Here is a 20,179-nt window from a genome sequence, read left to right on the forward strand (position 1 = left end):
CCTAGATACGTCGCTGCGGTGCCGGCTGATTCAACAGAGTCCGAAGCGTCGCCAGGCACCGGGCGCGAGAAGGGCCAAGACTGCCAATGGGCACCGAGAGCGCCGCAGCAGCGATCGCATAGCTGCCCACTGGCTCGAACACCAGCAACCGCAGTAGCTCCTGACAGCGTATCGACAAGCGACGGTACGCATGCCACAACTCCGCATCAGTTTCCTCAGCGACCAGCCGCTGCCAGGGCTCCGGCTGCGACTCGTCCATCAGCTCCGACCTCGTGAGCTCCGGTAGCGGCACCTCCCACCGGTTGCGTAGTAGGGCAAGGGCTTCTCGACGCGCGGTGGTGGCAAGCCATGCCCCCACCGACCCAGGATCACGTAGCTTGTCCAGATTTTCCACGAGCCGCAACCAGGTCGCCTGGCTAACGTCCGCGACGTCAGCATCGTCGAGCCGGAATCCCCGCGCCACCGTGTACACCAGCCGCGCGTACCGGTCGACCAACGCTTCCCATGCCGCCTGATCACCCTTGGCAGCAGCATGCACCAGCCGACCTGCGTCGTCGTCGCTCATAGACAAGCATCGTACAGCGCCGACGGGGCCCATCAGATCAGCCCGAGGTGGCCTCCAAACCGCTGGTTGGACGCCCTCAGATCGGCCATTAGCTGGTTGGCAGCGGCCACCGCGCCGACCTCCGAGTCGATCCGCGCGGAGAGTTCGGCAGCCACTCGCGGCGCGGCGAACGACGTTCCGCTCCATTGCGCCCACCCCTCTGGGAACAGAGCGTGGTCGATGTACGTGCTTCGAACGTCCTCACCCGGCGCGACGACGCTGACCCACGGTCCAGCGTTGCTCCAGGAGCACAGGTCGCTGCCGTCGTGCGCGGCGACCGCCAGTACCTGCCCACTCCACGACTCGCCGGCATTGGCGAACGCTGCGGGCCAGAACGGGTCGCTGCGGTTGCCGTCGTTGCCGGCAGCAGCGACCACCACCCGGTCGATCCCGGACAGGGCCTGCCCCAACGCCGCGCGTACGCCGAGCGGCGCGGATCCGTCGGCGGTGAAGCCACCGAGGGAAAGGTTGATCACCTTGGTGTCCGGGTGCAGCCGGCCCAGCGAGGCGATCAACTGATCCTCCGTGCAGACACCAAAAGTATCCAATGTCCGGATCACCCGTAACATTGCCCGGTCCGTATGATTCGCGATGACACCACCGATGAAGTTGGCGTGCCCCACGTCGCCGTCGAGCAGCCCGTCTTCATCGACATCGGTTTCCGTCTCCACCTCCACACCGTCCGAGGCGAGGTAGTCGGCCGGAAGGGGGGTCTCGGTCCAGAACCCGGTGTCAACGATGGATACCGCGACCCGATCGGTCTCGGCCGGCATCTTGAACGTCGATGCGGCTACGGGCGCCGGCGGCCCGAACGGACCTCCGTGGTTGAACGGACTGGACAGAAAGACATGGTTCGGGCTGACCACCTGGTTGCCGGCCGGACGACCCGAGCGCAGCGCGCGAACCGCAGCCGGTACGTCCAGCCCCGGCGCCCGATAGCGACGCAGGCCGGGCAGTAACTCCTCGTCGCCGGCGTCAGGCTGCGCGGCCCGAGCACGTCCAAGATAGCGTTCGGCATCCCGGCGACTGTCGTCGACGACCAGTAACTCGTCAGCGACGAACCACGCCCGGGCGCTACCGCCGACAGCGGTCTGCGCGAGCTTTGGAAGGCCCTCCAGCCGCGCCCGACGGCGGGCAGCGAATCGGTTGACGCGTTCTGAGGACGGAGGCATATCTCTCCTTCGGCAGGGATTCGATCACACTCACCTGCCTGACCCAGGCAGATGGGCGTTCGCACAGGAGAGAGTGGCGTACCGTCCGCTGATACACATCTGGGCAGCGGTTTTGAGTCAGGAATCTGACTGAAGCCCGCCCAAGCAGGAGATCACCACAGTGGACGGAGTGGAAGCCCTGCCGCACAGCTTTGCGGCCTCTCACCACTGTGCCAAAATCTATAGGTGATGGGCAGCGCCGACCAGATGGACGACAGTCCAGCAGGCAGAGCGCTGCACCTCGTCACCGACGACCCGGCTCGCGCCGCCGAGTTGGCCGATGCCGCACTCGCCGCTGCCCGTGCCGGTGCGGATCCGGACGAGGAGACCGTGGCGCTGCGGGCGCTCGGTCTCGCCGCGCGGGAGCAACACAACGCAGACCACGGGCTACGCCATCTGCGCCGGGCACGCCGCGTGGCCGAGGCGGCCAAGCTCCCGGCCCGCGCCGCCGAAGCCCGGATGAGCCTGGCGCTGGTCCTGGCCGAGGCCGGCCAACCGCAACAGGCGCTGCGGGAGATCGATGCCGCGTCACCGGCACTTCGTGGGCTGCCCGCCGCGCGCCTACAGATGCAGCGGGCGCTGATCCTCGATCGCCTCGGCCGCTCCGACGAGGCGATGGCCGGCTACACCGACGCGCTGGCCGCGTTCCGACGGAGCGGGGACCAGCTGTGGCAGTCCCGCGCACTCACCAACAGAGGGGTCCTGCACACCTACCGGGGTAGCCTGCGCCAGGCCGAGGCTGACCTGCGGGCGGCGGAGCAGGGCTACGCGGAGCTCGGCCAGGAGCTGGCTCTCGCCCAGGTCCGCCACAACCTTGGCTTCGTACTATCTCGCGCGGGCGACATTCCCGGCGCACTGCGCTGGTATGACCTGGCCGACCAGTACTTCGCCCAGACCACCCGCCCGGCGATCGCCCTGATGGATCGGGGCGAGCTACTACTGGGCGCCCGGCTACTGCCGGAGGCTCGTGCGGCGGCCGAGGCTGCCCTGGACGCGGCCCGGGCAAGCCGAATGGGGCTCTACGAGGCACAGGCCCGGCTGATGCTGGCCGAAGTCGCGCTGGCCGAGGTCGATCTGCCGACCGCCTCGAAGCAGGCGCAGGCCGCGTACCGCCTGTTCAGTCGACAGAACCGACCGGCGTGGGCAGCGCTCTCCCGATACGTCAAGCTACGGGCCAGCTCGCCGGACGAACCGGCGCACCTGCGGCAGGCACGCTCGGTGGCACGTGCACTGGCAACGAGTAGCTGGCCGATACCCGCACTCGACGCGCGTCTCTACGCCGCCCGAGTCGCCCTGGACCGGGCGCTTCGTACCGGGCAACGCGCCAAGGCCGCAGCCATCGCCGGCGAGTTGAGTGCCATTCGAGCCGCCAGCCGAGGCGGACCGGCCCAGCTCCGGGCCCGCGCCTGGCATGCCGAGGCACTCCGACGAATCGCCACTGGCGATATCGCCGGGGCGCGCCGGGCCCTCAATGCGGGAATGGCCCTGCTGGACCGCTACCAGGCAGCCCTCGGCGCCACAGAGCTGCGGGTGATGGCCGGGGCATACGCCCTGGACCTGGCCAGCACCGGCCTTCGACTCGCGGTTCGTGGCGGTCAGGCTCGGGCGATCCTACGCTGGAGTGAGCGTTGGCGGGCCGCCGCGCTGCGGTTGCCCCCCGCCCGACCGCCGGACGAAGCCGGGCTTGCTGCCGACCTGGCCGAGTTGCGCCGCACCGTGGACGAATCCGCCCAGGCGAGTGCCGCGTTGGGGTTAACCCTGTTGCGTCGACAGCGGACGATCGAGGAACGAATCCGCACCCGTAGTTGGCAGGCCAGCGGCACCGAGTCGGGTTCGGCGAGCGGGATATCGCTGGACCGGATCGCGATGGAACTGGCTGACCAGACGCTGGTCGAGCTGGTCGACATTGACCGGACGCTACACGCCGTCGTGGTGCACGGCGGCCGGTTTCACACCCGGGCGCTCGGTGCGCTCGCCGCCGTCACGGACGAGCTCCAAGCCCTGCGTTTTGCGCTACGACGCATCCTGACCAGCCGCGGCACCGACGACTCCCGGGCGGCGGCGGCGACCGCGGCCCGATTCGCGGTACACCAGCTGGACGACATGATCTTCGGTGCGATACAGCCCTGGCTCGGCGCTGGCGGACTGGTCCTGGTACCGGTCGGCGCACTGCACGCCATGCCCTGGGCGCTACTCCCGACCTGCGCCGGGCGACCGGTCACGGTGGTGCCATCGGCCTCCGAGTGGCTCACTGCATCGGCCCGCCGCCAGGCCTCCCACCCCACGATGACCACTCCGCCCCACCAGCGGAACCCGGTGCTGGTAGCCGGGCCCGGCCTCGCCTACGCCGAAGCGGAGGTGCAGCGGTTGGCGGGGGCACTCGCTCCCGTCCAGGTGCTCCTCGGCTCCGACGCGACCGCCGAGGCAGCGCTCGCGGCGCTGGATGGTGCTCCCCTTGCCCACCTCGCCGCACACGGCACGTTCCGCACCGACAATCCCATGTTCTCGCACGTACGCCTCGCCGACGGCCCCCTGACCGTCTACGACCTGGAACGACTCGCCTGCGCGCCTGGCACGGTGGTGCTCTCCGCCTGCGACGTGGGGTTGTCAGCGGTGCATCCGGGCGAGGAGTTGATGGGACTGTCGGCCGCGCTGCTTCAGCTGGGAACGGCGACGGTGCTGGCCAGTGTCCTGCCGGCACTGGACTCCGCAGCGCAGGAGCTGATGGTGGAGATGCATCGACGGCTGGCCACCGGCGACACACCGGGGCTCGCCCTCGCCGGCGCACAGGCGGAGTTCGGTACTGGCCTGGACGCCGGCACCGCAACCGCCGCCTCGTTTGTCTGCTTCGGCGCCGGCTGACCCACCTTTCCCACCCCGGACACCACTGAACCAGCCCTCTGCTGGTTGGCCTCCGGTTCCAGACTGAGCCCTCACACACTCCAATCGCTCCATAGTGGAGTGCTGTGGCCAGCCAGGCGGCCGCACTCCGATTTGATACGTCGCGTTCGCGACACAGACCGATGCATCAGGCGCGCCTCGAGCCCCCTCTTATGGGGGAACCGCACGGCGGACGACGGATGAACCGACAGTGCATCCCATCGCACCGGGCAGCTCGCGGCTTCGAGTCCGTTCGCGACGAAGAGAGGTGTGACCGTGCTTCAGCTAACCACCACCAGCAACGGTACGAGCAGAGTCGGAAGCCGCACCGGCCCCCTTGTCGTCGGCATCGGCGGCACCATGCGCCCCGGGTCCTCCACCGAGCAGGCAGTCCGGGCGGTTTTGTCCGCCGCCGAGCAGGCCGGGGCCCGCACACACCTGCTCGGTGCCACCGCGCTACAGCTGCCGTTGTATCTACCCGGCGAAACCCGGCGGACGGCGGCGGCCCGGCAGTTCGTCAACGCCGTACGCATCGCCGACGGGATCGTGATCGGGTCGCCGGCGTACCACGGAGGTATCTCCGGCCTGGTCAAGAACGCCCTCGACTACATCGAGGACCTACGCGACGCGCCCCGCCCCTATCTGCATGGTCGAGCCGTCGGTTGTCTGGTCACTGCTCGCGGGTCCCAGGCCGCCACCACCCTCACCAGCCTCCGCGCGGTGGTACACGCACTCCGGGGCTGGCCGACGCCGCTCGGCGTCGCGGTCAACACGGAGAACGTCACGTTCGCCGCTGACGGCACCACTACCGATTCGCACATCTCTTCCCAGCTGTCCCTGATGGGAGAGCAGATCGTCGAGTTCGCTCTCGCCCGATCCACCGCAGCCTGACTGCCACCCCTATCCGAAGTGGAGAACACCATGGTGGACAACGACCGCTCCGCAGCACCCGCGGAAGTAGCTGACGACACCGCCGGCAACCCCCCGCTGCCGAGTGACGCCTCGACAGCCGCGTCCGTCGACAGCCAGCCGGCCGGGGCCCAGCCGACCGATCCCGACGTGGAGGGGCTCGACGACCTGGACAACGTCGACTTCGACCTCGATGAGGTGGAGAACAAGATCGCACCGCTCGCCCTCGCATCGAATGAGGCGATCCAGTGGCGCCGGTGACCGTGGCCGCCGGTGCCGCCATCCGGGTGGACATCAACACCGGCCCCGCCAGCTCCTATGTCGGGCTGCGCGAATGTGTTGCCGCGCTCCGCGCGGCAGGTGCCAGCTTTGGTGACCTACCCAGCCGCCACGCCTCCGAATGGGCGGAGCTGGCCCCCGACGACAAGCCACAGGACAACCCACTGCCACTCGGCGAGATCGCACTAGCAGCCTCCGAACGGCGACTCCACCGGGAAAGCGAGCAGGTGTACCGAGTCCTCTCGGTCGCTGCCGCCGCGCTCTGCGCCGGCACTGCGGAGTTGGGCCGTCCACTGCTCGTCAGCGGCGCCGGCGGCACCGATCTGTCGTCACTGCGAGGGCTGATGCGGGCCGTGGAGCACTCGCACGTTCACCCCGGCGCGGCGCTGCTGCTGGATCGGCCAGAATCGGTCCGCGCGCCGCTCGGACCGCACGCCGACTACCGCGCCGAGCGGGCGCGATGCCTCCGTCGTATGGATCTGCCGATCACTGTCGACGACTTCGTGCTGGACCTGCCGTCGGGTGCGGCCACCGCGGTAGCGCCCGCCTCCGAGGAGGGCAAGCTCTACCAGCGGGCACGCGACAAGGACAGCACCGCCGTCGACCGGGTCGCCGCCGCTCTCGCCTACTGCCGGCGGGCGTTCTTCTCGGCGAACTGGGAAGGAATGGCGATCGTCGCCACCGAGGCGATCGAGCTCCTGTCCGGGGTCCCCACGCCGGCTCTCCCCGAGCTACTGGCCAAGGCAGAACGCGAGGACAGTCTGGTCCACGCCATCGAGTTCGAAACCACCATCCTGCGTAGCACCGCTGATATCCGCGGCTTCCTACTCAAGGTAATCGGCATCCAGGCCGGCTTCCGCGGGGACCAGGACGGTGCTGTCACCGCGTTTCGCGCCATTCGCGAGCACGACGACGGTCTCTCACCGGAGATCCGCGCCCAGTCACACCTGTACACCGCCCTCACCCTCTCCAAGCGCAAGCACCGCCTGGGCGAGGCGGTGGCCGAAGTCGAGCAGGGGTTCGATGTCGTCCGGAAACGTCCGAACGAGGCCGACAGCGTCCGCCGGGAGCGGGGCTGGCTGCACAACCTGCGCGGGCTGACCCTCTTCGCCGAGCGACGCCTCGGCCCGGCGTTCGAACATGAGAAGAAGGCGCTCGCCTGCCTCGCGGGCCTCAACGACGCCAGCTCCGCTCACCTGCGCATCAATCTGTACTCCAACATCAGTGTGTTGCAGGAGAAGGCCGGTAAGCACTCGTCCGCCCTGGCGACCTGGGACAAGTTCCGGCAGGCCACCGGCTCCTCGACGGCCGGCTTCGCCAAGCACCACTCGTATCGCAGTGCCGGGCTGCGGCTGTTGGTCGGTGACCGGGAAGCCGCCATCGCGGACTTCGGCACGACCCTCACCAACGCTGCTGGACTCAACGACATCTTCCATCAGACCGAGGTCCACCTCGAGCTGGGCATGCTGCACGCCACGGCGGGTGACCGTCCGGCAGCGATAGCGGAGTACGAGCTGGCCGAGCGGGCTGCTCGACTGCTCGGCGACCCCTACCGGATCGCCCTCGCCCAGGCCGGACAGGTGATGACCGGTGGGGCCGGCGCGGACACCCAGGCAACCGTGGCGAGCGCGGCGCTGAGCCTGACCCGTCCGGTCGAGGCGACGGCCCTCGCGAAGGCGGTGTCCAGCTCATCTGAGCTCTCCGAGTTCCTGCCGAAGCCCCGCACGAAGCTCAACCGCCCCTTCGACCTGATCAACTTTCAGGACTGACGATGACTGAGCAACCGGCACCCTGGCGGCTCTACCCCCGGCTTCTCCTCCGTCGGGCGGGCTTCGACATCGAGCTGCTGACAGCCCTAGCCGATGAACCAACGCGAGAAGGCGCCGAGGAGTACCGCACGGCGGCGAAGCAATTCGGACAGTGCCGCACCCACTTGATCGAGGCCATCGCCCGGTCTGTCGCCCAGACCGATCGGCAGTCGGACCGGTCGCGGCTTCGGGCCCTGTCCCGGGCCCGCAGCCGGGCGGGACGAGGCCTGTCGGTGAGCCCCGAGCAGCTGGGCACCGACCTGGTTCCAGTGGCGGAGGCCTACGGCACGGCGCAGGCCGAGCTGGAGCAGGCGGCCCGACAACTGACCGGCGTCCTTGCCCAGGAGGCGTTACGCCGGCCGGGCCGGGTGCGCGCGCTGCTGACCAACGATCGAGTCTGTGACGCGCTACTTCAGCTCTCGCCCTCGTTCTACGGCGAGGTTGTGCGCTGGCGGCAGGGGTGGGCCACCCGGGGTGACGGCACGAACCGGAACCGGGCCAAGGACCGAGCCTTCTACCGCCGCGCCTACCTGTACGGCCAGCGGCTGGCCGCGAAGAACGAGACGACGAGTTTCTTCGGTCCGTTGGTGCACGGACGGGTCGACCACGCGGCCGAAGGGATCGGGCTGGGCCCCGAGACCGGGTCGGGTGTCCACACCACGGAGGCGCAGACCGCGTTCTGGGCCGTGTGCGAGCTGGCGCGCAACCTCGGCGCCGATCCCGCCGTCCGCGACCAGCTGCCGGTGACCTGGGTGCCCGCCTGCCGCCGACAAGCAGACGCCGAAGCCGAAACCGGCACGGTGCAGACCAGCGCCGGGCGCCGTATCCGGCTCTCCGGCTCCCCCTGGAGACTCGTTCGCGACGTCAACGACCACCGTTCGGTACGGGACCTCGCGGACCTCGCCGGGACGGAGGTCACCGAGGCACGCGCGATCCTGGATCGAATTCGGCAGGTCGGCGCCGTACGGCTGTGGCCCGAGCCACCGTCCACCACCGCCCGTCCGCTGGACTGGCTGGTGGGCTTCGCGCAGCAGCACGCCGGTGGCACCGAGTGGCCGGCGCGGCTGCGTGAGCTCGGCGCCCTGGCGGACCGGTACGCAGCCGCTGCCGGGCACCATCACCGGGCGGCGGTGCTGGCCGAGGTGGAGACGGCTTTCTCCGCGCTGACGGCGACCGACGCCCGACGGGCCGGCGGCCAGATGTACGCCGACCGGTTGGTGGTGTCGCTGGACGCCAAGGGCGACCAGTCTCCGGTGGTGGTCGGCGGGGACGTCGCCCGGCGTTGGGAGGAGCAGCTCACCCCGGTGCTGGACGTCGCGGCCCGCTACGGCGAGCTCCAGCAACAGGTCGCCGTGCGGTTGTGCGCGGCGGTGCTCAGCGAGGCGGGGACGAACTCGTTGCCCTACGACGAGCTGATCCGCCGGGTGCCAGCAGCGATCGAGGCGGGTGCGCTGACGACGCTCTCCGACCCGGTGCGGGAGTTCACCCAGACCTACACCGAGCTGGTGCGCGCCGGCCTGCGTGGGCAGGAGGCCCGGTTGTCCCCCGCCGCCCTGGCGACACTGGCGCCCAGCCCGGGCCGCGACCGGTTCGTCAGCCCGGATGTCATGCTGGAGCGGCAGCCGGACGGCGCCGACCTGCTGGTCCTGGGCGAGCTTCACCCCTACGTCTTCGCCTGGGGGTCGCAGGGGCTCTTCTGCGACGATCAGGAGCGGATGCTGGCCGACTTCGCCGCGGAGCTCGAGCCGTGGGGCGGCCCCGACCAGCTCGCCACGGTCATCCGTCGACGCCGGCACAAGGGCCTCGTCGCCGACTGGTTTCCGGGACGCTTCGTCGAGGTCACCTCCGTGGCCACCGACGACCGGAAGCGCACCGTGGCGCTCGCCGACCTGACCGCCGTCCTGGTCGACGGGGTGCCGCGGCTGCGAGCACCCGACGGTGAGCTGACCCTCTACGCCGGCGAGGACGACCACGTCCACCTCCGGGCCTTCGCCGCACCGGGCGTGGCCCTGCCCCTGATCCGATTCGGTGACTTCGCGCCCCGGGTTCGCGTGGGGGAGGTGATCGTACAGCGGGCCCGCTGGTGGTTCAGCGCCGCTGACCTGGGCGTCGCCGAGGTCCGGGACGCCGCCACCGCGTTCCTCGCGGTGCAGTCCCTGCGGGCCCGACACGGACTTCCCCGCTTCTGCTTCGCCTCGGCGGCGCACGAACCCAAGCCGGTCGGGGTTGACCTCGACAATCCGCTGGCCGTGGACGCGCTGCTGGCGTTGATCTTGGCCGGCGACGGGAAGGTCTCGCTGGCCGAGATGCGGCCCGCGCCAGACGCCCTGTGGCTGCGCCACGGCGACAAACCCGTGACCGCCGAGTTCCGGATCGCTATGAGAAGGGCTTCGTCGTGACCGTCCCCACCAGATCCGGCCCGACCGATCCCAGCTGGGAGCTGCTGCCAGTCCTCGTACTGCGCAGCGCCGGCTTCCCCTGGCAACTGATCGAGTCCCTGACCTATCGACAGACCGCAGCGCTGCTCGGCGAGTTGGCCACTCTGGAACGAAGGGCCGCCGAGGTGGCCTCGCGGGTGCGAGCCTCGGCTCGCCTTACCCGAGGCCAGCAAAGCAAGCTCCGCAACGTCCGCCCGCTGCCCCCGTCGGACGTCTTCGCCAGCGACTGGCTCGCCGAGTGGAACGACGTCGCCTCGGAGGTGACACGGACCCGAGACCAACTCGAGCCGACCGTCGCAGCCGATGCGGCAAGGGTCAATACGGCGCTCGCCGAGATCCGGACCGACCCGCGGATCAACGACGCCATCGTCTGCTCCTCCCCCGCCGTCCACCGGGATCTCGTCCGGGGCGCGACCGGGGGCAGGATCCGCCGCCAGCTCGCCGCGTACGCGCAGCGCCTCGCGGCCAAGAGTGAGACGATGAGCTTCTTCGGGCCGATCAACTACGGCCGGCTGGACGCCGGTTCGGAGGCTCCGACGACGCTGTCGTGGGCGGGCCACCGGGAGATCCGGGTTCGACAGGCGCACTGTGCCGCCCGGGTCAACGACGCCGTCCAGACAATGATCATCGACGATGAGTCGTTGGTGACGTACCTGGTCCCCATCCGTAAGACCACGGTGCGTCCGCCGCGCAGAGACGACCCGTCGGCCGAGTTGATCCGGGCGGTGGACGGCGACCGCACGATCGCCGAGCTCGCCGCGGCCTGCGGCGACGAGGTGACCAGTACGGTTGGTCTGTTCCGCACGGCCGTGGCCAAGGGGGTGCTGACGCACTCCTGGTGCCCGCCGGCGACGACGGTGGATCCGTTGCGCTGGACCCTCGAGCGGATCGACGAGGCCGGTCCCGAGCTCGCGAGCCGCGCAGCGGCCGTCCGGTCGCTGTTGGTCAAGGTGCTCGACCTGCTCGACAGCTACCCCTGGACCCCACCGGAGCGCAAGCTGGCCATCCAGGCCGAGGTGGAGGCCCTGCTTCCCGTCGGTGGTCCGACGCACCGCAGCCGCTTCTACAACGACCGCGTGATCATTCACGAGGCCGCGGTGGGGACTGCCCAGCTGGAGCTCCGCGGGCAGCTCGCCCACGACCTGCGTGCGGCGGCAGCCCCCGTACTCGACCTGCTCGCGCACGAGGCGGAGCTGACCCGGGTACAGACCAACCGGGCTGTGGCACGGCGGCTCGGCCCGGGCCGTACTCCGCTGCTGCGGGCGCTACGCGCCTGCGCCGACATGTCCATCGAATACGGCGGTCAGCTCAGCACGGAACTGGCCCGCGTCGTCGGCGAAGCCGGACCGGAGGTGAGTGAGCTCGACGTCGCCGGTCTGCTGCCCACCGTTCCCGCCCCCACCGCACCGATCCTGTGCTCCATCGACGTCCTGATCGGCACGGCCAACCTGGCCGACTACGACCCGAGCACGACTCCGTTGGTGCTTGGCGACATCCACGACGCGGCGCTGCTCACCCCGTGGGCCCTTCAGTTTCATCCGGATGCGGCGACGCTGCTGGCCGAGCGGGACGCCGCGGTGCGGCGGGCGCTCGGTGACCAGATAGCCGTCAACGTGATCTCTCGGCGGACGACCGGGCTACCGCCACTGGAGTTCCCCGGCGTCGTACTCGAGCTGGGCGGTTCCGCCACGGCGGGCCGGGACCGGATCGGCCTGGACGAACTCTGGCTCGACAGCGACGGGGAGCAGGTGGTTCTTCGGGGAGCGAGCTTCCCCGGGCGAAGCCTGCTGCTGCACAACGGCGAGCTCGACACCGCCGTGCACACCGCGCTCGCGCTGCCCCGTATTCGTCGGGCCGTCCTGCCGGCACTGCCGTACCTGCCCCGACTGCGCTGGGGCAACGCGGTCTTCTCCCGGCGCCGCTGGCTGGTGCCGAGCGCCGAGGTGCAGGCGTTGCTCCGCGGCCAGCGGGATGTGGATCTGCTGCTCGGCGCCGCCCGCCTGGTCACCGAACGTGCCCTGCCGAACCGCTTCTTCGTCAAGTCGCCCGCCGAACGCAAGCCGGTGTATGTCGACACCGCAAGCCCCGACCTGCTCAAGGGGATGGCGCGGCTGGCGGCGACCACCGAGCACCTCGCCATCACCGAGGCCCTGCCCGCCCCGACCGACGCCTGGCTCCGCGACGGTGAGCTGCGCTTCGCCTCAGAGTTGCGCTGCGTCTACCTGCGGGGTGGTGGACAGTGACGCGCCGGGTGGTCCTACCTCCCTTGTTCGACCTGAGCCTCGAACCAGTCCTGGGGCCCGGGGACGAGCTGTTCGATGGCAACGCCGAATTCCTCGCCCGGCTCACCGCTCCGATGGGCCTGCGCGCGTTGGCCGCGGCCTCGGCGCCGGCGGGGTCCGGTGTGGCCGCCACCGAGGCGGCCACCAAGGCACTCTTCGCTGAGGCCGCCGCCACCATCATGGACCGTGGGCGTCACGACTGGGGACGGCTGCGGGCGATGGGTCTGGCCCTGCGGCTGAGCGCCGAAGCAGATCCGGCGATCCGGCTGGCCGTAGACGATGTCGAGCTCGTCGGCGGAACCACCGAGTCGGGTGCCGACGTGGTGTCCGCCGCGGCCCGGACCGCCCTGTTCGCACCGGAGGCCGACCGGGCCCACGCCTGGGCATCGGGGTCTCGGGTGCACCTACTGGTCGAGACCGACCAGCAGCTTCCGGCCGCCGCCGGGATGGCGGTGGCGCTGGGTCCGCACCGGGTCACTCTCTGCGGGCGGTTCGCCGCCGCACATCAGAAGGCGCTGCGTGCACTCGCACCGTTCACCGCCGCCGAGTTCGAGGACTGGACGCCGTCGTGGCGTCTGCGGCGGGAGTGGGCCCCGGAAGGTGAAGACATCCGCTGGGTACGTGACGCCCACCAGTGGTATCCCGGGCGGCCCTGGGCGGGTTGGCTCGCTCCCGAGCAGGCCGTGCTGCTGCCGGCCCGAGCCTGGCGAGAGTGCCGTGGGGTGGCGCTGACCGTGGCCCGCTTCTCCTCCTGGTCGGCGGTGACGGGGGTGAGTGGCGTCGACACCGACCTGGAGACGGTACGAAGGCTCGTCGGCGACGACCGGCTGGCCGTCGAACTACTGGTCGGCGCTCCCGGGCTGGATGCCGACGTGACCACGACCGCCGCCCGGCGGCTGCGTTCCGGCCCCGGACCCCGGTTGGCGGGTCTGAGCCCGTTCCGGCTGACCAGCCTCCGCGGTTCACGCGGATCGACGACGTGGGGTGGGGTGCCGCTGACCCGGCAGGACTCGCCACAGCACGATCTCCCGCGCTGGGATCGCTTTCACGGACCGGCGTCACTCGACGATGCCGACCGGCAACGCATCACCAGCACCCTCACCGCCGAGTTCGGCGCCGAAACCGAGCTGTATCCCGGTCGGCTCGCCTGCTGCGCGCTCGCTCCCGGATTCCAGCCCCCCGCCATGTGGGAACCCTCCGCCGCGGTCGTCGAGGTCAGCGGGGCGGGACCGGATGGGCGCGGGCCCGGATCCTTCGTGGTGAATCTGCGCACGGGTAGCGCTTTTCGACTGCACCCGAGACTGACGCCGGTCGTACGGCGGTTGGCGAACGGCGACGCTGCCGTATGGCAGCACCTCAGTGACACGGTCCGCACAAAACTGTCCGGTCAGCTGGTCCGGGCCGGGGCAATTCGGAGTCCACAATGACAAGAAAATGGCGTATCGGCGGCGAGTTCATCGTGCGCCACGCGGGAATGCCGTTCGACTGGCTGGAAGAGCTTGGCGCTCCCAGCGACCTGTTGGAGCTGGCCGACGAGGTGATCCGGCGGGAGGGCGCACTCCTGGCCAGCCTGGCGACGCACTTCGCCGGCGATCGAGCCGCAGGGATACGGGCCGACGTGCTGCACGGCCGAATCGATCAGCTGCCCCGGTCCGCCGGGCCGGACTGGAGTGCGGCGGTCGACGCCTGGGGGGAGGCGCTGACCCAGTACGTCCGCGCCTACCGGGAGGCGGACGAGCAGGTCGGTAAGGAACTCCGAGAACTGCTGGCCACAGCCCAGGTCTCCGAAGCGGTCTTCCTGTCCAACCCGGATGCCTACCGCAACATGCTGCAACCGTTCCTGGCGTACCAGGGTGCACTGAACTCACGCTGGCGGCGGGTACGCCGGCAGATGTACACCTACGTGCAACGGTTCTGCGCCAAGAACGAAACCGTCAGCTTCTTCGGCCCGATGGCGTACGGCACGGTGGGGCCCGGAGACGACGCCCAGCTCCGCCGAGACGTTCCTCGTACGCGCCGGGTGTTTCTGTCCCACTGGGCGGCGCGGGCCCTGGCATTGGCGATCGCCCGGGATTCCGCGATCCTGCCGCACCTCCGATTCCACCGCACCAGCCGCGGCGCCGACCCGGGTGAGCCGATTCTGACCCAGGTGCTCCCGGGCGGCACGACCCTGCGGCAGCTGATCCACCGTTCGGGCCGCCCCGCCGCCGAGGTGGCGCGGACGCTGATGAAGCTGGTGGCGACCGAGCACCTCACCATCGGACTCGGCGGCGGCGACTACGACCTGGATCCCCTCACGACCCTGCGCGAACAACTCGCCGCGCTGCCGGCCGCACCCGCCCGAGACCAGTGGCTCGCCCGGCTCGGCGATCTCGCCGCGCTCCTGGAGGAGCTGGGCGAGCAGCCGCTGGAGCGCAAGGTCACCACAGTAGCCGCACTGGAGACCCGGTTCACCGAGATCACCGGCAAGCCGGCCCGCCGAGGCGCGGGCGCGGCGTACGCCGACCGGGCGGTGTTCTTCGAGGAGTGTGCGTCCCCCTTCACCCTCACCATCGGGGCCGACCTGGTTCGGCGCTGGGAGGAGCAGCTCACCCCGCTTCTGGAGGCCTGCGTCACGCACGGACGAGCCACCCAGGCCGCGGCGGCCGAGGCCGTGCGGGAAAGCTTCGCCGGAAGCGGCCAGGGCATCGAACTGAACCTCCTCGAGTACGCGACCCGGGCCGCCGCGGAGCAGTCCGACTCCACCAGCACCTACCAGGCGACCTACGCGCCCAGCTACCCGGGTGAGGACTGGCGGTCCGAACTGGCCCAGCTCATTCGCGAGGCCAACGCCCTCGACGGTGAGCGGTACGCCGTCATCGACCTCTGCCCTGCCGCGACCGACGTGGCGGGGCTGGACGAGGCGCCGTTGGTGTTGTCCCGCGCCCACCACCACCTGCTGGTCGACAGCTGGCTCGCCACCATGCATCCGGATCCGCGACGGTTCGGCGCAGCCGCCGCCGCATGGGTTGCCCGGCGAGCGGGCGACCTGGTCGGCCTCGACCTCGGTCGCCGGAACAAGGGCTACTACCGATTCCCCGGCCGGGAGATCGCGATGCGTCCGCTGTCCTGGACCGACGAGGGCCGAGCGGACCTGCTCAAGCCCGAAGACCTCCGGGTCTCCATCACCTCCGATGCGGTCACCCTCCGGGATCCGGACGGTCGCGTCGTCACCGCGTACGTTCCGCTCAGCGACTTCGTCAAGTACGCGCCGATCGCCGCGCTGTCGCACCCGCAGGTCCTGCACCCCACCTTCCGCACCGCCACCGGCGGCGCGCTGCCCGAGGTCGTACTGGGGGCGGTGACCCTGCAACGCGCCCGCTGGCGGGTGCCGACCCAGACGTTGGCGGCGGCGGAGCCGCACACCCGGTTCCTCGGGCTACGTCGGCTGGCCCGCGACACCAACGTCCGGTTCCTCTTCGGCCGCAGCGCCCACGAACGCAAGCCGTACCTCATCGATCTCGCCTCTCCACTCGCAGCTGACCTGGTCAACCACATCACCCGGGGCTGTGACGAGATCGACGTGGAGCGGATGGCGCCGGGACCGGATGGGCTGTGGCTCCGCGACGCCGAGGGGCGACGCTACACCAGCGAGCTGCGGATGCAGGTCGTCGGCGAAGGTGGGCGAGCATGACGCCGACGATCTGGTTCAGCGAACACTCCCTACGGCTGCGGGTCGACGTACGGCCGGACGGCTCGTTCCCGATCCAACGCTCGGCCGTCCGCGGGATGAGTGTGGAGCGGCACCTCGGGGACGGCTGCACCGAACACCGGTTCGCCGACGGCGATGCGCTGCTCGGGACCGGCTGCGCCGGGCCGACCGCGTCGGCCGCCGACGTCCTGCGCGAGGTCCAGGGCCGGCCGGTGTTCGAGATGACGGCGCAGCACCGCGCCATGCTCACCGCAATCGCCGCCGAGACCGGTGCCGAGCTCGTTCTCGGCGTGGCGGAGCAGCACGTCGCGGCCGGAGACCCGGACCACGTCCGCTCCACCCACCGCTTCGTCGCGACGCTCCTACTCACCTTGACCGGCGACGACGGTACCCGGCACACGCAGTCGGTTCGGTGGAATCCGACCGACGGTCCCCGCACGCTGGCGCTGGCGGCGAGGCAGACGGGCAGCCAGATGCGCGATCGGCTCGGTCTGCCGCTGGCCGAGGAGCTACCCGCGAACGCCGACCTCGTCCTGCTGCCGGGCTTCGCCGGGGCGTTCTTCCACGAGCTCGTCGGGCACCCGATGGAGGCCGACGTCGTCGCCTCCGGCACCAGTTACCTGGGCCAGCAACTCGGGCAACGGATTGCCCCACCATGGCTGTCCATCCTCGACGGCGGTCACCTCGCCGCCGGCGGCTATCGGAGCGCATTCGACGACGAGGGAGCCGACTCTGTGACGACCCGCCTGATCGACCGGGGCGTGGTTGGTCGGCCGATGAACGATCTGGCCCTGGCCCAACGCCTGAACACCACCAGGACCGGCCACGGACGTCGACAGAACTACCGACACCCCGCGATCCCCCGGATGACGCACACCGCGGCGGTGGTGGAGCCCGACGTCGAGGTCGAGGAACCGGCCGGGAACTGGATCGCTCCCCGCGGGCTGCGGCTGGAGATGATGAACATCGCCTCCGGCGCGTTCGTCTTCCACGCGCCGATCTCCGTACTGCATCGGGCCGACGGCACCACCGCCCGGCTCGGCCCCCTGCGCATCGTCGGCGACGGCGCGCGGGCGCTGGCGAGCCTGCGGCCCTACGCACACCAGGTCGTGGGGTACCTCCGGGCCACCGGTGGCTGCGGCAAGCTTGGGCAGTACCCGGTCCTGGTGTCCTTCGCCAATGCGGGCCTCCGGCTCCCCGCAGGATCGGTCGGGGTGCGGGCGGTGCGTCATGCCTGAGCTTCGGCTGCGCGCCTCCGGACTGCTCACCCCCACCTCCGGCGGCCCCCGGTTGACCGTGTCGCTAGACGTCGTACAGCTGCGCCGGGACGCCTCCGGACGGGTGGTCGGCTCGGAGCGGGTGGGCGGATCCGCCGCCGACGCGGCAGCCAAGAACGTGGCGCTGCTGCTCACCGACGCCACCGCCCGGATCGACGCCACCCTCGACGGGCTACAGAGCGCGGTGGCCACGATCCACGAGTGGCGTGCGGGTGACGGCCTGCCGGTGGCGGGTCGCAGCGACCTGCTGGTCCGGATCGAGACCGCGGGTGGGCCCGTCGTGCTCGGCACCGCCGGTCACGGCACACCGCTCGAGTTGGTGTCGACCGTCGCGGGGCAGGACCTGGCGGTGCTGGCGCATCCGCCAGCCGCCGAACCGCCGACGGGCTGGCGGGATCGCCCGCTCATCCTGCGCCCCGCGCCCGCGGCCGTACTCGTGGCCGGCGCGGCGTTCTCGCTCTCCTCGCGTAAGGGCAGGCGGACCGCGGCGCAACTCACCGGGCGCCGGGTGCTACCCGCACTGACCATCCGGGATCTCCCCGCGGTGCCGTCCGGGTACGACCGGGACGACCTCGGTGACCCCGCCGAGGCCAGCGTCCTGGTGGACGCCGGCCGCATCTCTCCCCCCGGGCAGTGGCGCGACGGTGTGCCGCCGGGCAGGGCGGTCTGGGATCACGACGCCGCCACCTGCGGTCCACCACCGATCGTCCGGCTCGAGCTCGACGGTCCCGACACGGTCACGCCCCCGAACGCCATCGAGCTCCAGTGGTGCGTCGAAGGGCTCCAGCGCTACCACGGCGACGGCACCATCCGGGTCCACTGCGTGGCCCGGCCGGTTGACCGTCCCGAGGAGAGCTTCGTGATCGTGCTGCACGGCAAACCCATCCACCTGCTCCGTCATACCCGCGGTCTGACGGGTCCCCGAACAGCTGTCTATGGCGACAGCGACGTGACCACCCGCTCGCTGGTACTCGCCAGCGCAGCCGAACTGGAAGGTGCCGGACATGCTGTCGTTACCGTCAACTCCTGACTTCGCCATCGTCGGCGGTGGAATAGTCGGTGCCTGCCTGGCAGAGGAGTTGAGTCGCCAGGGCGCCTCGGTCCTGGTGCTGGACGCCGGCGCCGAGCCCGGCCACGCCACCCACCGCGCGGCCGGGGTGGCGGTGCCCTCCCTGCGCTACCTGGACGACCACGAGTTCTACTCCTGGCTGCGGGGCGCGAAGCTCGACCTGGACGCCGACGTGGCACGGCTGGAGCCGGAGTTCGGCACGTTCAGCGTGGTGCGGCCGATTCTGCGCGCCCTGCGCGAGCAGGACATCGAGACCTACGGCCACCTGTTGGCGGAGGCAGGGGCCGGGGCGCGGGTCACCGGCGACGACCTCGCCACTGTCGCGACCGGCCTGAAGCTCCCGCCCAGCCGGCACTACCTACACGCCGAGGGCGGGCTCATGATCGACGGACGCCGGTATCTGGACGCGGTTCTCGGCCGCTGCCGGGAGCAGGGGGTCACCTGGCAACAGGGACGTCGGGTACGCGAGGTGCGCGAGGACGGGCACCGGGTGATGATTCGTACGGACCAGGAGACACTGCACGCCGACCGGGTGGTGATCGCCGCTGGCGCGTGGAGCTCCGGCACCGGGCTGGCCGAGTCCACCGGGATCCGGCCGCAACGTGGTCAGATGGTGGTGCTGCGCACCGACGAGAAGCTGTCCAGCATCCTCTCCTCCGCCTACTACCTCGCCCCGGGGGTTGGCGACGACATCCTCGTCGGCGCGACCGAGGAGGATGCCGGTTTCGCCGATCACGTCACCGCGCAGGGCATCGGAGCGCTGCTGCGGTTCGCCACCACCGCCATGCCCGGGCTCGCCGCCTCCGTTCCCCTGGAACTGCGGGCGGGGCTGCGGCCGGTCTCCGACACAGGTCGGCCCTTGGCCGGAGCGCTGCCGGGCCACGACCGGATCTTCATCTCGGCCGGACACGCCGGCCATGGGCTGCTCTCGGCCCGTACCACCGCGAAGGGGATGGCCGCCGGGCTGCTCGGCGACGACTGGGACGCCCTGCCGTACCGCATGTGCCCGACACACGCACAGGGAGGCACCGCGTGATGCGCATCGACCACGTGATTCTCGGCGCCCGCACGATCGCCCCGCTACGGGAGTTGCTGTGGGAGCGGCACGGCTTCGGGATCACCGACGGCAGCCCCAACCCGGACGGCACCGCGAGTTGGATCGTGCCGTTCGACACCCCCGACGTCCAGTATCTGGAGCTACTCGTCACCAACGACGAGCGGGAACTGGGCAGCACTGACTTCGGCCGGGCGTTCCTGGAGCGGACCGCGGACGGTCCGACCTTCCTCAACTGGGCGGTGCTCACCGACGACATCGCCGCCACCGCACGGCGGGTGGAACAGGTCACCGGCACCGACCCCGGCCTGCTGCGGGGTGAGTCGGTACGCGCCGACGGCCAGCGGGTGCCGTGGGCGGAGGCCGCATTCGACCTGTCGTGGCGCAGCCGGGTGCTGCCGTTCTTCCTGAGCTACGGCAATCCCGCGGATCGGGCGGATCGGGTGGCGGGTGACCTGCGGGCAGCCGGGCACCGGGTGCGGCCCACCGCGCTCGCGGGTCTGGTGACGGGCCCGGCGCGGGAGCCGGCCTGGGCTCGACGGTGGCCTGGGTTGGAGGGGCTTGCGGTAACGGTCCACGACACCGCGGGCCCCGAGATCACCGCGGTCCGGGTTGAGACCGGCGCGGGCGACACCGTGGTGCAACTGCCATGAGCCGAGGCCGATCCGCTCGTGGAT

14 protein-coding genes are annotated in these 20,179 nt (G+C 70.7%); 12 read left to right on the plus strand and 2 right to left on the minus strand.

Going from position 1 to position 20,179, the window contains the following annotated elements; genetic code table 11:
* Position 1: 1 nt before the first annotated feature.
* Both STROP_RS15215 and STROP_RS15220 read right to left on the minus strand, forming a co-directional pair.
* Positions 2-565, minus strand: a complete 564-nt coding sequence (locus tag STROP_RS15215) for an RNA polymerase sigma factor (protein ID WP_026275264.1) — start codon at positions 563-565, stop codon at positions 2-4.
* Between the two features lie 32 nt (positions 566-597).
* A complete protein-coding gene (locus STROP_RS15220; protein ID WP_012014255.1) occupies positions 598-1,776 on the minus strand; it encodes a S8 family peptidase in 1,179 nt (392 codons plus the stop codon).
* 228 nt (positions 1,777-2,004) lie between these two features.
* On the opposite strand from STROP_RS15220, the gene STROP_RS15225 reads away from it, so the two are divergent.
* From STROP_RS15225 to STROP_RS15280, 12 genes are all read left to right on the plus strand, one after another.
* On the plus strand, positions 2,005-4,677 hold the full coding sequence (locus STROP_RS15225) for a CHAT domain-containing protein (protein ID WP_012014256.1): 2,673 nt from the start codon (positions 2,005-2,007) through the stop codon (positions 4,675-4,677).
* A 288-nt stretch (positions 4,678-4,965) separates the two neighbouring features.
* Complete coding sequence (locus tag STROP_RS15230; RefSeq protein WP_018831083.1) at positions 4,966-5,586, plus strand: NADPH-dependent FMN reductase; 621 nt, start codon at positions 4,966-4,968, stop codon at positions 5,584-5,586.
* Between the two features lie 18 nt (positions 5,587-5,604).
* Positions 5,605-5,865 (plus strand): lymphostin biosynthesis Trp-donating RiPP, encoded by a 261-nt coding sequence (locus STROP_RS15235; RefSeq protein ID WP_020678936.1) that lies wholly within the window; start codon positions 5,605-5,607, stop codon positions 5,863-5,865.
* Positions 5,853-7,652 carry a hypothetical protein gene (locus STROP_RS15240; protein ID WP_012014259.1) on the plus strand — a complete coding sequence of 600 codons (1,800 nt, stop codon included), beginning with the start codon at positions 5,853-5,855 and terminating at the stop codon, positions 7,650-7,652. Before STROP_RS15235 ends, STROP_RS15240 begins: the two co-directional genes overlap by 13 nt.
* 2 nt (positions 7,653-7,654) lie before the next feature.
* Positions 7,655-10,090, plus strand: coding sequence for a lantibiotic dehydratase (locus STROP_RS15245; RefSeq protein ID WP_012014260.1), 2,436 nt, complete (start codon positions 7,655-7,657; stop codon positions 10,088-10,090).
* A complete protein-coding gene (locus STROP_RS15250) occupies positions 10,087-12,372 on the plus strand; it encodes a lantibiotic dehydratase family protein (RefSeq protein ID WP_012014261.1) in 2,286 nt (761 codons plus the stop codon). Before STROP_RS15245 ends, STROP_RS15250 begins: the two co-directional genes overlap by 4 nt.
* The gene (locus STROP_RS15255) at positions 12,369-13,838 is read left to right on the plus strand and encodes a hypothetical protein (protein WP_012014262.1); all 1,470 of its coding nucleotides are present in this window, start codon (positions 12,369-12,371) and stop codon (positions 13,836-13,838) included. The genes STROP_RS15250 and STROP_RS15255 overlap by 4 nt, the downstream gene beginning before the upstream one ends.
* On the plus strand, positions 13,835-16,084 hold the full coding sequence (locus STROP_RS15260) for a lantibiotic dehydratase (RefSeq protein WP_012014263.1): 2,250 nt from the start codon (positions 13,835-13,837) through the stop codon (positions 16,082-16,084). The genes STROP_RS15255 and STROP_RS15260 overlap by 4 nt, the downstream gene beginning before the upstream one ends.
* Complete coding sequence (locus tag STROP_RS15265) at positions 16,081-17,340, plus strand: metallopeptidase TldD-related protein (protein ID WP_012014264.1); 1,260 nt, start codon at positions 16,081-16,083, stop codon at positions 17,338-17,340. Before STROP_RS15260 ends, STROP_RS15265 begins: the two co-directional genes overlap by 4 nt.
* A complete protein-coding gene (locus tag STROP_RS15270) occupies positions 17,333-18,409 on the plus strand; it encodes a hypothetical protein (RefSeq protein WP_012014265.1) in 1,077 nt (358 codons plus the stop codon). Before STROP_RS15265 ends, STROP_RS15270 begins: the two co-directional genes overlap by 8 nt.
* A complete protein-coding gene (locus tag STROP_RS15275; RefSeq protein WP_012014266.1) occupies positions 18,384-19,484 on the plus strand; it encodes an NAD(P)/FAD-dependent oxidoreductase in 1,101 nt (366 codons plus the stop codon). The genes STROP_RS15270 and STROP_RS15275 overlap by 26 nt, the downstream gene beginning before the upstream one ends.
* Positions 19,484-20,155 (plus strand): VOC family protein, encoded by a 672-nt coding sequence (locus tag STROP_RS15280; protein WP_012014267.1) that lies wholly within the window; start codon positions 19,484-19,486, stop codon positions 20,153-20,155. The genes STROP_RS15275 and STROP_RS15280 overlap by 1 nt, the downstream gene beginning before the upstream one ends.
* Positions 20,156-20,179: the final 24 nt, after the last annotated feature.

The sequence above is a fragment of the Salinispora tropica CNB-440 genome (assembly GCF_000016425.1).
In the GTDB taxonomy this organism is placed as follows: domain Bacteria; phylum Actinomycetota; class Actinomycetes; order Mycobacteriales; family Micromonosporaceae; genus Micromonospora; species Micromonospora tropica.